Here is a 13441-nt window from a genome sequence, read left to right on the forward strand (position 1 = left end):
GTCTCAAGTTCCGCCCCGGGGCAGGGGCTTCGCCGGCTGCTCACCGCAGCGCGGTGGTCTCCAGGAGTTCGCGGGCCATCCGCCGCGCGGGCCCGGCGGTGTGGTCGGCGACGCGTCGGAAGGTCTCCTGGGCGGGGCGGGCCGGCCACTCCTGGGGGAGGTGCCGGGCCGGCAGCCGGGGGTCGGTGCGGATGGTCCCCAGCCATTCGCTGACCAGCCGCAGCCGGGTGCCGATCGGGTCGTCCCCTGACCCGGCGTCCAGATGGGCGGTCCAGCGCTTGTCGAAGACGACATAGCGGGCGGCGATGCTCTCCAGGTCCCAGGTGTCCCGGATCATCAGCTCGATATCGGTGACCTCGTCCGCCCGTGCGTGGAAGATCTTCACATGGGCGGCGAGGCCCAGCTCCGAGACGATCCCGGCGGCATCGACGTGCCCCGGCGCGATCCACAGCCCGCTGTACAGCGCCCCGAACCCCGACCAGGTCAGCCGTGAACGCAGATCGTGGCGCTGCCGCTTCCAGGAGTCCGGCAGCGAGAAGCCGAGCAGGGTCCAGGAGCCGTCCCAGTCGTCGTTGACCGCGCCCTGCTGCCAGATGCGGACGCGGCCGTCCTCCAGGACCCGCGTCGCCTGCGGGGTCAGGCCGAAGAACATCTTGCGGCCCTCGCGCTGGCGCCGCAGCAACCCCCGGTTGACCATGCGGGTGAGGGTGGAGCGCACGGCCTGCTCCCCGACACCGACGCGGCCGAGCACGTCGATGATGCTGCCCGAATACACCCCCACGTCGCCCTCCTCCAGGACGTGGTTGCCGAAGAAGGCGAGCATGAGCGACTGCGGGCGCGACTGCGCCCCCTCCGAGATGTCCTGACCGTCCAGGATGTCGACGTCCTCCACGGTGGAAAGGGTACGACCGCCCGCCGAGGGCGCGGCGAGCGGTCGTACGGCTTCAGCGGCCGTCGCCCGGGTGGGCGAGGTCGTAGGGGCGCGGGTAGGGGGAGGGGTGGTACGACACATAGCGGGTCGGGGTCGTCGGGTCGGCCTTCGCCGCACGGGAGTTGAGGGCACCCGGGTCGGTGCCCACCCACCTGCCCGTCGTGAGGCGGTCCTCCAGCGTGTCCAGGGCGGCGAGCTGCTCGGCGGGGCTGAACGTGCAGTGGCCGGCGTTGTCGGTGTACGCCTGCCGCAGCCGGGAGGCCGACCCGGCGGCGTCGACGGCCCGCTTCAGGGCGCTCTCCGCCTGGACGGGGATGAGGGCGTCGCCGGTGGTGTGCACATTGAGCTGCGGCTTGGTCAGCCTGCCGGTGAAGGAGCTGGTGCTCGCCATCCAGGTGACGGCGGCCGGGTCGGCGCTGACGCGCGGGGCGCGGTTGAGGGCGGCGAGGTCGGCCTTCAGGGAGAGGCCCGCCTTCTTGTAGAGCGCGGTCACCTCCGTACGGACCGAGGACCGCCCGAGCATCCTCGCGTAGTCGACTCCGGTGTTCCAGGACATGTTGCCGCCGGCCCGGGTCTCGGCCTCCTGCCGCCAGCTGAAGGCGGGCAGCTTCACCAGGCCCTTGACGGCCTCGTACTGGTTGGCCTCGTGGGCGTCCCAGTCGGTCGCGGCGGGCCTGGGCTGCGTCGGCTGGTTCCAGGCGGGGATGTTGTGCAGGGCGGCGGCCAGGGCGATACGGGCCCGTCCGGCCGGCGTCGACTGGGCCGTGTCGACGGCGGCCGTCAGGGTGTTCGCCGCGTCGGCCGCGGTCTGCTGGTCGGGGAGGTCCACCAGCGGGATGTCGGCGCCGGGCGCGAGAAGGGTCTTGAGGGCGAAGACCGGATCGAGGGTGCTGTTCCAGTTGGCGACGCCGCCGTGCACGAGACCGCACAGGGACAGCGAGCCGTCGATCCGCTCCGGGTGGCGCTCGGCGATGGCGGTGGTGACGAGGCCGCCGTACGACTGTCCCCAGGCGATGGTCCGGGAGGCGGCGCCGAAGCGTTCGGTGAAGGCGGTGAGGGTGGCGAGCTGGTCGGGGACCGCGTCCGTCACCGCCCAGCCGGTGCTCGCGTAGGAGGAGCCGATGAGGGCGTAGCCCCGCTGGAGCAGGAGCGCCTTCGTGGCCTCGTCCGTGACGTCCCGGGCCGGATTGGCGGGGCCGGGGGTGTAGCCGTGGCTGAAGAGTAGGACGGTGCCGTTCCAGTCGGCGGGGACGTCCATCATGTACGCGGCGCCGGAAGGGAGTTGGCCGTCGACGTGAGTCGTGTCGGCGGTGGCGGCGACGGCCGAGGTGGGGAGTGCCCCGACGGCGAGCAGGAGCGCCGCGGCGAGCGCGGTACGGGTCCTCATGCGGTGATCCCCTCCGTACGGGGCGTGGCGGACGGCTCGGGGGCGGGGCCGGACAGGGACGTACGGCTGGTCTCGCGGACGAACCACACGGTGAGCGCGGTGATGAGTGAGCCGCCGCAGATCAGCAGCGCGACCGGCGTGCCGTTGCCGCTCCCGGCGACCAGGCTTCCGGCGATCATCGGGGAGAAGCCGGCGCCGATGAGGGTGGCGCCCTGGTAGCCGAGGGAGGCGCCGGTGTAGCGGACCCGGGTGCCGAACATCTCGGTGAGCAGAGCACCCAGCGGGCCGTACATCGCGGACTGGGCGATGCCGTGGCCGATGACGACGGCGAGGATCAGCGCGCCCGGCGACTTGGAGTCGATCAGCGCGAGGACCGGGAAGGCGGTGGCGGCGGAGAGGACTGCCCCGGTGAGGACGACCGGGCGGCGGCCGACACGGTCGGAGAGCGCCGAGGCGCAGGGCAGGACGACCAGGGCGACGGCGGCGGAGACCGTGAGCGCGGTCAGCACCTGCGGGCGGGCGTAGCCGATGCCGGTGGCGTACGCGATCAGATAACTGGTCAGCAGGGACTGGGCGGTGAAGGCGCCGATGCCCACGCAGCAGGCCAGCAGCAGCGGCCGGGGCCGCCGTAGGACGTCGGCGATCGGCAGCCGTGCCTCGGCGCGGTCCTTCTTCACCTCCGCGAACAGCGGGCTCTCGACCACCTTCAGCCGGACGAAGAGTCCCACCCCGAGCAGCACCACGCTCAGCAGGAACGGCACCCGCCAGCCCCAGGCCGTGAACTCGTCCCTCGGCATGGCGACCACGAGGGTGACGACGAGCGACGACAGCAGGGAGCCGAGCGGGGCCCCCATCTGCGTGAAGCTGGACCACAGTCCGCGGCGCCGCTCACCGGCGTGCTCCACGACCATCAGCGTGGCGCCGCCCCACTCACCGCCGATGGCGATGCCTTGCAGGACCCGCAGGGTGATCAGCAGGACCGGCGCCCAGATGCCGACCGTGTCGTACGTCGGCAGCAGACCGATGAGGAAGCTGGCGCCGCCCATCAGGCCCATGGTGAGCAGCAGCATCGACTTGCGGCCGAGCCGGTCGCCGAAGTGCCCGAAGACGATGCCGCCGAGCGGCCGGGCGACATAACCGGCGGCGAAGGTGCCGAACGCGGCGATCGTGCCCACGGCGGGGTCGGCGCCCGGGAAGAACAGTTCGCCGAAGACGAGCGCGGCGACCGTGCCGTAGACGAGGAAGTCGTAGAACTCCACGGCCGTACCGAGGAGTCCGGACAGGGCGACTCTGCGCAGCTGTCGGATTCGCTCGGGGTCCGTGGCGGGTGACGGGGACGGGGACATCGCGGTCTCCCTAGACCGGGGGGAAGGACACCGCGAAAGTAGGCTCTGTGGTTACCGCCGTCAATAAAGTGCACAACATTGAATCCTGTGCGCCCTCACATCCCGGGTACCGGCCGGACGGTGAGGATCTGCTGTGCCTGTCCGACCGGACCGTCGACGTCGTGCAGAACCGTGCTGGTCAGGCCCTGGCCGGACGGTCCGAAGGCGACCGTGGTGTCCAGTCCGGTCCAGGCGCCGTGCGGTTGGCGGTGGAGATGGACGGTGAGGTCGACGTTGGGGAACATCCAGGCGGTGGGCGGCTGCCGGACGGCGATGCCGTTGGCGGTGTCGACCAGGGCGAGATACGACGCGAGCGGGGTGACCATGACGCCGGCCACCAGCGCGAGGGGTGTGGCGACCCAGGCTGTCGTACGGCCCGGCTCGGGCGGTGCCACCGGCCGGACGTCGAGGGAGGCGATGTATCCGCCGGGCCAGACCTCGGACATCGGCCACGGAGCGAGCGACTCCGGGCGGGGCAGGCGCTCGTCGGCCCCGCCCGCGACCTCGGCGGTGTCGAGCCGGGCCAGGAACCAGGCGCGCGCCCGCACCACCGGACGGCCCGCGATCCGTACGACCGCTTCGACCAGCTCGATGGTCCGCCCCGGACGGACGGTCGCCACCTCGATCTCGCACTCGTCGAGGGCGAGCCGCCCCAGGATGTCGTAACTGATCCGGGACAGGACCAGCCCGTCGTCCGGCCCGGCCGCCCGGTGCCGGTCGATGGCGTGCACGACCAGCCCGCCCAGCGGACTGAAGTGCTGCTCGTCCCGATGCCAGGCGCCGCCCGCGTGGGGCGTCGGCTTGTAGCGGTTGACGTCGATGGCCTCGAAGTAGCCGGCGGGGGTCAACGGACTTTCCTCCCAAGGGAGTTGTGCGGACGGCGGATGATCAGAGGGCATTGAGCAGGAGGACATAGACGGCCGTGCCGGCGCCGACGCTCACGATCGTGCGGCGGCCGAAGGCCAGATGGGTGCCGACGGTCACGGCGACGGCGAGCAGCGCGCACCACCTGCCGCGCGGTTCGGTCGTGAGGGTGCCGTGCAGGGCGGTCACGGCGAGGACGGCGAGGATCCCGACCGGCATCCACACCGCGAGGCGCGTTACGACGGCCGAGTCGCGCAGCCGCCCGAGCACGGCGAAGGGGACGGCGCGCAGGGCGAGGGTCAGGGTGAAGACGATCGCCAGCACCGCGACGAGATACGAGATGCTAGGCATGCGCGGCCTCCCGGCCGGTGACGGCATGGCGGACCAGGAGCAGCCCGACGAACAGCAGCAGCGCGGTGAACAGGGCCGTGCCCGGCGTGAGGACCAGGGCGACGGTGACACTCGCGCCGGCCAGCAGCAGGGACGGAAGCTCCCTGCGGGAGCGGAATGCGTCCAGGGTGAGGACGGTGAACAGGGCGCACAACGCGAACTCCAGGCCATGGACCGGGGCGGGCAGGGCGGCGCCGAGCACGACACCGGCCAGACCGCCGCCCACCCAGTACGTCTCGCACGCGATCTGCATGGCCAGCAGCCGGGCCGCCGAACGCTCCCGCTCGGGGAGGGCGGCGTTGACCGCGTACACCTCGTCGATCATCGCGTAGACGGCGTAAGCCCTGGCCACCGGGTGCCTGACCAGGTGGAGCGGAAAGGAGAAGGCGTAGAAGACGTGCCGGAAGTTGACCACGAACACGGTCAGCGCGACCGCGGCGAGCGGGGTGACGGAGGCGAGCATGCCCACGAGCAGCAGCTCCAGCGAGCCCGCGAACGCCGCCAGGGACAGGGCGGGGGCGAGCCACCAGGGCAGTCCGGCCTGAGTGATCAGCAGACCGAGGGCGATGCCGAGCGGGAAGATGCCCAGTCCTGCCGAGAAGGAGTCCCGGACGCCCTGGGAGATCCGGGTTCGACGGGTGCTCGCTGCTATCGCTGGATGGGTCGGTGTGTGTTGTTCCACCGCTCCATCGTCCCGCAGAAGCGCTGGCATGTGGTTGCGAATATTGCACGGCACGGGACATGCGCGGCAATATTATTGCTGTGGACGATATCGACAAGGCAATCATTGCCGAGCTGGAGCAGGACGGTCGGCTGACCAACGTGGAGCTGGCCCAGCGGGTGGGGCTGACCACGGGGCCGTGTCTGCGCAGGGTGCAGCGGCTGGAGGCCGACGGTGTCATCCGCGGCTACCGGGCGGTGATCGACCCGGCCTCGGTGGGTCGCTCATTCGAGGTCCTCATCGACCTCAGCCTGGAGGCGCAGGACGCCGAGACCGTCGCCCGCTTCGAGGACACCCTGACCCGTGCCGAGGAAGTGCTGGAGCTACGGCGGCTGTTCGGCAGCCCCGACTATTTCGTGCGCGTGGCCGTCGCCGATCTGGCCGCGTACGAGGCGTTCCTGAGCGGGCGGGTCATGACGATCCCACGCGTAAAGAACGTCACGTCGCATTTCACGATGAAGATCGTCAAGCAGGGTCCGACCGCGGTCGTCTGACCGGCCAGACGAGGGCATTCGCCTCATATCACTACGTATCGAAGCTCCCAACTCCCTGATGTTTACCGCGATGTGACATTCCCCATTGCGCACACGGTCGGGGCTCGTGAGGCTCTCGGGGAACAAGCGTCCGAAGTTTCTCCGAAGAACTGTTATCCGCGGTCCACCGAGCGATCTCCCAGGTATCGGACAGCATCGTTCGGCGTCGAGGACAGGGAAGTTTTGATGAGTACAGAGCGCACGACGGAGCTCGCCGCACTGGTGAACGCCGCCCGCAGCGGCGACCCGGAGGCTCAGGACGCCCTGGTCAGTGCGTACCTCCCGTTGGTCTACAACGTGGTGGGGAGGGCTCTGAACGGCTCTGTCGACGTCGACGACGTGGTGCAGGAGACCATGCTGCGCGCCCTCGACGCGCTCGGTGGTCTGCGCAGTCCCGAGAGTTTCCGCTCCTGGCTCGTGGCCATCGCGATGAACCAGGTCCGGGCGCACTGGCACGCCCGGCAGTCCGCCCCGGGCGCTGTGGAGGAGGCCGAGGACCTCGCCGATCCGGGCGCCGACTTCGTGGACCTGACCATGGTGCGGCTCCAACTGTCCGGCCAGCGCCAGGAGACGGCACGCGCCACCCGCTGGCTGGAGCCCGACGACCGGGGACTGCTGTCCCTGTGGTGGCTGGAGTGCGCCGGTGAGCTGACCCGGAGCGAGGTCGCCGCGGCCCTGGAGCTGTCGCCGGAGCACACCGCGGTGCGGGTGCAGCGGATGAAGGCCCAGCTGGAGGCGGCCCGCGTGGTGGTACGGGCGCTCGACGCGCGGCCGCGCTGCGCGGAACTGCACGGTCTCCTCGGGTCCTGGGACGGCCGTCCCTCGGCGCTGTGGCGCAAGCGAATAGCCAGACATGCCCGCGATTGTGTGCGTTGCTCCGGTCTGTGGAGCGGACTGATGCCCGCCGAAGGGCTCCTGGCCGGACTCGCGTTGGTCGCCGCGGCACCCGCGCTGCTGGAAAGGGTCCTGTCCGCCGCGGACGGGACGTCCCCGGTCGGCTCGGCCACCGCGGTGAGCGAGTCGAGCGGACACGCGGGACCGGGGGCGGGAGCCGGGCATCGTGCCGAGCGTGGCCGCGTGATATCCCGTGGCGAGGCCCGTCGGCGGCGGCGTATCAAGCGCCGGGCCGTGGGAGGTGCCGTCGTGGCGGCCTGCGTCGCGGGTGGCGCGCTCTGGTATCTCGACTCAGACCCGGGTACCGGGACCGAGGAGCCGACCGCCGCCCGGACCGCCGGAGCCCCGGTGGCCGACCTCTCGCAGCGGCCCCTGGAGACCTCCGCGTCGCCGACCAGGTCCGCGTCGCCGTCCGCCTCGCCGTCGAAGAAGCCGAGCCCGAAGAAGTCCGCCAAACCGACCAAGAAGGCGTCACCGACCCCCCGCCCCTCCACGCCCCGGCCGACCCGGACCCCGTCCAGCCCGCCCCAGACACAGGCGGCCCCGACCGACACCGTCGGGCAGGTCGTCGCGCTGGTGAACAAGGAGCGGTCGGCCGCCGGTTGCGGTCCGCTCGCGGAGGACCCCCTGCTGAACAAGGCCGCGCAGGGCCACTCCGACGACATGGCCGCCCGCGGCTTCTTCGACCACACCAACCCGGACGGGGAGGACCCCGGCCAGCGCATCACCGCGGCGGGCTACCGCTGGTCCACGTACGGGGAGAACATCGCCCAGGGCCAGCAGACCCCGGAAGCCGTCATGGAATCCTGGATGAACAGCCCCGGGCACCGCGCCAACATCCTCAACTGCTCCTTCAAGGACATCGGCGTCGGCATCCACGACGGTTCGGGCGGCCCCTGGTGGACCCAGGCCTTCGGCGCCAAGCTCTGAGGCCGGGCGCCGAAGCCGTCACAGCATGACGTGCTTGACCTGCGTGTAGTCGAGCAGCCCGGTGAGCGAGAGGTCGCCGCCGTAGCCGGAGTGGCGTACGCCGCCGTGCGGCATCTCGGACACCGTAGTGCCATGGGTGTTGACCCAGACGATCCCTGTCCGCAGCGCCCGGCTCGCGCGCATCGCACGGTCGTGGTCACGGGTCCACACGCTCTCGGCGAGCCCCTGCGGGACACCGTTGGCCAGCTGGAAGGCCTCGGTCTCGTCGGTGAACGGCTGGACGGTGACGACCGGCCCGAACACCTCGCCGCGCACGATCTCGTCCCGCTGCCGCACTCCGGCGACCACCGTGGCCTGGTGGAAGTAGCCGGGACGGTCAAGGGCCGCACCCCCGGCGGCGACCTCGGCATGACTCGGGGGCCGCTCCAACACGCCCCGTACGGCGGCGAGTTGGGCGGCGTTGACGAGCGGACCGATTTCGGCGCCCTCGTCGTCCGGCATGCCGGGCAGCTTTCCGGCCGCCCGCTCGGCGAAGCGGGCGAGGAAGTCGTCGTGGACCCGTTGGTCGGACTGATCCCCCGGGGTCAGCTCGTCGGCAGTGGCTGCTCGGCCCAGATGGTCTTGCTGTTGCGGCCGTAGCGGGTGCCCCAGCGCTCCGACAGCTGGGCCACCAGGAACAGGCCGCGGCCGCCCTCGTCGGTGCTGCGGGCCTGGCGCAGATGCGGGGAGGTGCTGCTGGAGTCGGAGACCTCGCAGATGAGGTGGCCGTTCCTGATGAGGCGCAGCAGGACCGGGCCGCCCGCGTACCGGTAGGCGTTGGTGATCAGTTCGCTCACGATCAGTTCCGTGGTGAACGCCAGGTCCTCCAGGCCCCATGCCGCGAGCTGGTCCTGTACGAGGCTCCGGGCCCGGCCGGCCGCGGTGGGCTCGGCCGGCAGCTCCCAGGCGGCCACGTCCTCGGCCGCCAGCACCCGGGTCCGGCCCAGCAGCAGCGTGACGTCGTCACCGGGCCGGCCGCGGAGCATTTCGTCCTCCACCGCCTTGCACATGTGTTCCAGCGACCGGGCCGGACCGGCGAGCGAGGTCCGCAGCAGGTCCAGGCCCTGGTCGATGTCACGGCCGTCCGCGAGGAGCAGACCGTCGCTGTACAGGGCGATCAGACTGCCCTCGGCCAGTTCGAGCTCGGCCGTCTCGAACGGCAGCCCGCCCAGGCCCAGCGGGGGTCCGGCGGGGACGTCGACCTGGTACATCCCGCCGTCCGGGTCCAGCACGGTCGGCGGCGGGTGGCCCGCGCGGGCGATGGCGCAGTGCCGGGAGACCGGATCGTAGATCGCGTACAGGCAGGTCGCGCCCACGATCTGCGGGATGTGGCCCTCGGTCTGCCGCTGTTCGGTGGCCAGCTGGTCCACCAGGTCGTCGAGCCGGGCGAGGACCTCGTCCGGGGCCAGATCGAGGTGGGCGAGAGTGCGTACGGCGGCACGCAGCCGGCCCATGGTCGCCGAGGCGTGCATACCGTGCCCCACCACATCGCCGACGACCAGCGCGACACGCAGCCCCGACAGCGGGATGACGTCGAACCAGTCGCCGCCGACGCCGGTGGACGCCTGCGCGGGCAGATAGCGGTGGGCCGTCTCGACCGCCGGGTGCTCGGGCACCTCACCCGGCAGCAGACTGCGCTGCAGCGCCTCGGCGGCCTGGTGCTGCTGGGTGTAGCGGCGGGCGTTGTCGATGGAGACCGCGGCCCTGGCGGCGAACTCCTCCGCCAGGGTGAGGTCGTCCTCCTCGAACGGCTCCGGCTGATGCGAGCGCCACAGACAGACCACGCCGAGCACCACACCGCGCGCGACCAACGGCACCGCCATCAGCGAGTGCACGCCCATCGCGAGCGCCTGCCTGGCCCGCTCCGGTTCGGCGGCGAGCCACGCCGGGCTGTCCTCCACCACGGGCAGCAGGATCGCTCGCCGCTCGATGAGACAGCGCTCCGGTGCCGTCCGCGCGGGGAACGAGAACAGTTCGCCCTCGGCCCGCATCACCTTCATCGCTCCCGGCCGAATGCTGCGGGCCGCCATCCTGCGCAGCGGACCCCGGGAGTCGGGGGCCGGCTCCTCGCCGCGCGGCACGGGCTCCAGCAGATCCACCGAGACGGCGTCGGCGAGCACCGGAACCGCCGTCTCCGCCAGCTCACGCGCGGTCGTGCCGACGTCCAGGGTCGTCCCGATCCTGGCACCGGCCTCGTTGATCAGCGCCAGTCGCCGCCGGGCCCGATAGCGGTCGGTGACATCCTCGACGATCTCGGTGACCCCCAGCACCCTGCCCGACGGGTCCTGCATCCGGAACGCGGAGATCGAGATGATCAGCTCCTTGTGGGGATCGCGCCGCAGCCGGGCCCGCTGCTCGGCGAAGATCACCGGCCGTCCCGTCTCCAGCACCGACCTGAGCTTGTCCTCCGCGAGGTCCGCGTCCGGGCCGAGCAGGAACTCGGCGGCGCGGCGCCCCCGGTACGCGTCCGTCGGCAGCCCGCCGAACCGTGCGATGGCCCGGTTCACCCGCAGCACCCGCAGGTCCGGGCCGAGCACCACGACCCCCACCGGGGACCGGCTGAACAGTCCGTCCAGCACGGCACGGTCGATCTCCCACTGGGCGATGGCCTCGGCGAGCGAACCGATCAGAACCCACTCGACGGTGGCATCGAGCCGTCGCACCTTGCGGGCCCGGAACCCCACGAACACCCGGCGGCCCGAGCGGTGCAGGACCGGCAGCATCCCGAACCAGCCGCCCTCGCGCAGGCACGTGGCGGTCGTCTCGGCCATCAGGGCCTCGTCACCGTCGGCCACCAGCACCTCGCGCACCGGACGGCCGAGCACCTCTTCGGCCCGATACCCGAGCAGCGCGGAAGCCTGCTCGCTCCAGGCGACGACCCGTCCACGGGAGTCCAGCACGGCCGATGCCGACTGGTGGACGGAGAACGGATCCTCCGGGCTCTCGCTGAGTGACGTCGGGGATGTGTCGTGCATCGCCCACCCATCTCGCGCCGTTCCCGGGTGCCCGCTGCACGGAGCCCCGGCCGGTCTGGCCCTTCCGCACATCTGGCTTCGCAGCGGCTCACTCCCAGTATTGACTCTGCGGGCACCGCATGCCCGATCGTCACGGCCCGGGGCGGTTCCGTCGGGTGACGCGCCCGGCGTCCCGGCTCAGCGGGGCAGCGCACGGGCCAGGAGCACCGCCACGTCGTCGTCGGCCGTCTCCGGCATGACATGCGCGAGCAGCTCGTCGCAGATCTGCTCCAGGGGATGCCCGGGATGCCGTAGCGCCCGGGCCAGCCGCCGCATGCCCTGGTCGAGGTCCGTACCGCGGGTCTCGATCAGACCGTCGGTGTAGGTCACCAGCAGACTGCCGGGCGGCAGGAGCAGCCGCTGGACCTCGCAGTCCTGTCCGCCCACGCCCAGGGGCGGGCCCGGGGGTCCGTCGAGGAAGGCGACGGTTCCCCGCTCGTCGGCGACCATCGGCGGCGGATGGCCCGCCCGAGCGATCAGACAGTGGCCGGTGCCGGGGTCGTGGACGGCGTACAGACAGGTCGCCATCTCGTTGTCTCCCAGGTCCGCCACGGCGGCGTCCAGGGCGCGCAGCACCTGGTCGGGCGCGGTGTCCCGGCGGGCCAGGGTCCGTACCGTGGTGCGCAGCTGTCCCATGACCGCCGCCGCATGGATGCCGTGCCCCATCACGTCCCCGATCACCAGCGCGGTCCGGCCGCCCGACAGGGCGATCGCGTCGAACCAGTCGCCGCCCACCTCGTGGTCCCCGGCCGGCAGATAGCGCCCGGTCAGCTCCAGTCCGCTGACGGCGGGCAGGGAGGGGTTCATCAGGCTGCGCTGGAGAGTGAGCGCCGCGTCGCGTTCCCGGCTGTACATGCGCGCGTTGTCGATGTTCAGGGCCGCCCGGGCGACCAGTTCGTCGATCAGCAGCGTGTCCTGGTCGCCGAACGGCTCCCGGTCACGGGTCCGGGTCACCACCACCGCGCCGAGCACCGTGCCCCGGGCCACCAGCGGCACCAGCCGCGCCGAGCCCACCCGGGCCCGCAGATACTCGCGCAGCCTGTCGGCGCCGGGACCGGGGATCAGCGGGCCGATGTCGCTCAGGTACAGGTTCATCGGCCGTCCCGCGCCGATGACCTGCTCGTACACCGAGCCGGGCGGGACCTGCATGGTCATGCCGACCGCGAGATGGTCGGCCGGCGCGGCCGGATCCGTGAAGGCCGCCGCGGCCCGGCGCACCACGCCGTGCGCCGACGCGGCCGTCTCGTCCGGGGCCACCGCCTCCTCCAGGAGCTGGACGTCCGCGGAGTCCGCCAGCCTCGGCACCAGGACGCGGACCACCTCCTGCGCCGTCTGCGTCAGATCCAGCGTGGAGCCCATCTGGGTGCCCGCCTCCGCCAGCAGCGCCAGACGCCGCCGCGCCCGTTCGACCTCCAGATGGGCCCGCTGCTCCTCCGTGACGTCGATCAGCGAGGCGATCACCCCCACTCGCTGCCCGGCGGTGCCGAGGAGCGGGGCGTAGGAGCAGGACCAGGTGCGCCGCTGCTCCGGCTCGGCGCGCTCGGGGCCGGTGTGGCGGAAGTCCACCACGGCCTCACCCCGGTCGAGGACCTGCCGCATCACCGACTCCAGCGCGTCGGTGCCGGGCGCGAGCTCGGTGACACGCCGGCCGATGTGCTCCGCGACCGGTACGCCGTCCATCCGGGCCAGCGCCTCGTTGACCCGGAGGAACCGCAGGTCGGCGCCGAGCATGGCCAGGCCGATCGGGGACTGGGAGAACAGGCCCTCCAGCGCGGCCAGCGCGTCGCGCATCCCCTCCACTGCGGAGGTCTCCGCCGCGATGGCCAGCACTCCGGTGCGTCCCAGCCCGTCCGTGATCGGACAGATCCACATCTCCATCTCGATCACGCCACCGTCGCGGTGCCGCACCGGCAGCCGCGCGACCACCGCCGCACCCGCCCGCACCCTCCGGCTCAGCCGGTCGGCGAGCTCCCGGTTCCGCTCGGGCACCAGCACATGGTCGGCCAGCCGGCCCAGCATCTCCTCCGGCGTGTGTCCGAGCAGGTCCTGCGCGGCCAGCGACCACTGCACGAGCCGCCCGTCGGCATCGGTCACCCAGAGGGCGACGGGGAGCAGATCCTCGAACACCCCCGCGTGTCCCACCGCGGACACCAGCCGCTCCGGCATCTCGCCGATCGCGTCGTGCGTGCCCGCACCGCGGTGAATCGCGCCGGCCATGAGGGCACCTCGCTTACACCACCCTTGACCACGAAGGCTCAAGGACAGGGTAGGCCGTCCGGTCGCCGAGGCACCCCGGGGCGAACCCTCACAGGCCGCGTGGTAACCCGGTGAGTGGCCCGGCTCACATGGCGTG

General features: G+C 72.0%; 11 protein-coding genes. 2 read left to right on the forward strand and 9 right to left on the reverse strand.

Going from position 1 to position 13441, the window contains the following annotated elements:
• Nucleotides 1-40 precede the first annotated feature (40 nt).
• The 6 genes from IE325_RS23140 to IE325_RS23165 form a co-directional block, all read right to left on the reverse strand.
• Nucleotides 41-892: a PaaX family transcriptional regulator gene (locus tag IE325_RS23140; protein WP_229911935.1), complete on the reverse strand. Its 852-nt coding sequence runs from the start codon at nucleotides 890-892 to the stop codon at nucleotides 41-43.
• A gap of 52 nt (nucleotides 893-944) precedes the next feature.
• The gene (locus tag IE325_RS23145; RefSeq protein ID WP_190071919.1) at nucleotides 945-2318 is read right to left on the reverse strand and encodes an alpha/beta hydrolase family protein; all 1374 of its coding nucleotides are present in this window, start codon (nucleotides 2316-2318) and stop codon (nucleotides 945-947) included.
• On the reverse strand, nucleotides 2315-3664 hold the full coding sequence (locus IE325_RS23150; RefSeq protein WP_190071920.1) for an MFS transporter: 1350 nt from the start codon (nucleotides 3662-3664) through the stop codon (nucleotides 2315-2317). The genes IE325_RS23145 and IE325_RS23150 overlap by 4 nt, the downstream gene beginning before the upstream one ends.
• 95 nt (nucleotides 3665-3759) lie before the next feature.
• The gene (locus IE325_RS23155) at nucleotides 3760-4602 is read right to left on the reverse strand and encodes a thioesterase family protein (protein WP_190071921.1); all 843 of its coding nucleotides are present in this window, start codon (nucleotides 4600-4602) and stop codon (nucleotides 3760-3762) included.
• Nucleotides 4592-4918 (reverse strand): branched-chain amino acid transporter permease, encoded by a 327-nt coding sequence (locus IE325_RS23160; protein WP_190071922.1) that lies wholly within the window; start codon nucleotides 4916-4918, stop codon nucleotides 4592-4594. Before IE325_RS23160 ends, IE325_RS23155 begins: the two co-directional genes overlap by 11 nt.
• On the reverse strand, nucleotides 4911-5639 hold the full coding sequence (locus tag IE325_RS23165; RefSeq protein WP_229911937.1) for an AzlC family ABC transporter permease: 729 nt from the start codon (nucleotides 5637-5639) through the stop codon (nucleotides 4911-4913). Before IE325_RS23165 ends, IE325_RS23160 begins: the two co-directional genes overlap by 8 nt.
• Nucleotides 5640-5719: 80 nt before the next feature.
• On the opposite strand from IE325_RS23165, the gene IE325_RS23170 reads away from it, so the two are divergent.
• Both IE325_RS23170 and IE325_RS23175 read left to right on the forward strand, forming a co-directional pair.
• The gene (locus tag IE325_RS23170; RefSeq protein WP_190071924.1) at nucleotides 5720-6172 is read left to right on the forward strand and encodes an Lrp/AsnC family transcriptional regulator; all 453 of its coding nucleotides are present in this window, start codon (nucleotides 5720-5722) and stop codon (nucleotides 6170-6172) included.
• A gap of 225 nt (nucleotides 6173-6397) precedes the next feature.
• Entirely contained in the window at nucleotides 6398-8035 is a 1638-nt protein-coding gene (locus IE325_RS23175; protein ID WP_190071925.1) for a sigma-70 family RNA polymerase sigma factor, read from the forward strand.
• 18 nt (nucleotides 8036-8053) lie between these two features.
• Here the strand turns inward: IE325_RS23175 and IE325_RS23180 are convergent, their stop codons facing one another.
• From IE325_RS23180 to IE325_RS23190, 3 genes are all read right to left on the reverse strand, one after another.
• A complete protein-coding gene (locus IE325_RS23180; RefSeq protein ID WP_190071997.1) occupies nucleotides 8054-8686 on the reverse strand; it encodes an aldehyde dehydrogenase family protein in 633 nt (210 codons plus the stop codon).
• Nucleotides 8620-11049, reverse strand: coding sequence for a SpoIIE family protein phosphatase (locus IE325_RS23185; protein WP_190071926.1), 2430 nt, complete (start codon nucleotides 11047-11049; stop codon nucleotides 8620-8622). The genes IE325_RS23180 and IE325_RS23185 overlap by 67 nt, the downstream gene beginning before the upstream one ends.
• 177 nt (nucleotides 11050-11226) lie before the next feature.
• Nucleotides 11227-13305, reverse strand: a complete 2079-nt coding sequence (locus IE325_RS23190; RefSeq protein ID WP_229911938.1) for a SpoIIE family protein phosphatase — start codon at nucleotides 13303-13305, stop codon at nucleotides 11227-11229.
• Between the last annotated feature and the right edge of the window lie 136 nt (nucleotides 13306-13441).

The sequence above is a fragment of the Streptomyces lanatus genome (assembly GCF_014655715.1).
GTDB lineage: Bacteria > Actinomycetota > Actinomycetes > Streptomycetales > Streptomycetaceae > Streptomyces > Streptomyces lanatus.

Excerpts from the sequence above, each read along its gene's own strand:
- IE325_RS23145 (WP_190071919.1), bottom strand. The coding sequence starts at position 2,318 with ATGAGGACCCGTACCGCGCTCGCCGCGGCGCTCCTGCTCGCCGTCGGG.
- IE325_RS23150 (WP_190071920.1), bottom strand. The coding sequence starts at position 3,664 with ATGTCCCCGTCCCCGTCACCCGCCACGGACCCCGAGCGAATCCGACAG.
- IE325_RS23155 (WP_190071921.1), bottom strand. The coding sequence starts at position 4,602 with ATGCCCTCTGATCATCCGCCGTCCGCACAACTCCCTTGGGAGGAAAGT.
- IE325_RS23160 (WP_190071922.1), bottom strand. The coding sequence starts at position 4,918 with ATGCCTAGCATCTCGTATCTCGTCGCGGTGCTGGCGATCGTCTTCACC.
- IE325_RS23175 (WP_190071925.1), top strand. The coding sequence starts at position 6,398 with ATGAGTACAGAGCGCACGACGGAGCTCGCCGCACTGGTGAACGCCGCC.
- IE325_RS23185 (WP_190071926.1), bottom strand. The coding sequence starts at position 11,049 with ATGCACGACACATCCCCGACGTCACTCAGCGAGAGCCCGGAGGATCCG.
- IE325_RS23190 (WP_229911938.1), bottom strand. The coding sequence starts at position 13,305 with ATGGCCGGCGCGATTCACCGCGGTGCGGGCACGCACGACGCGATCGGC.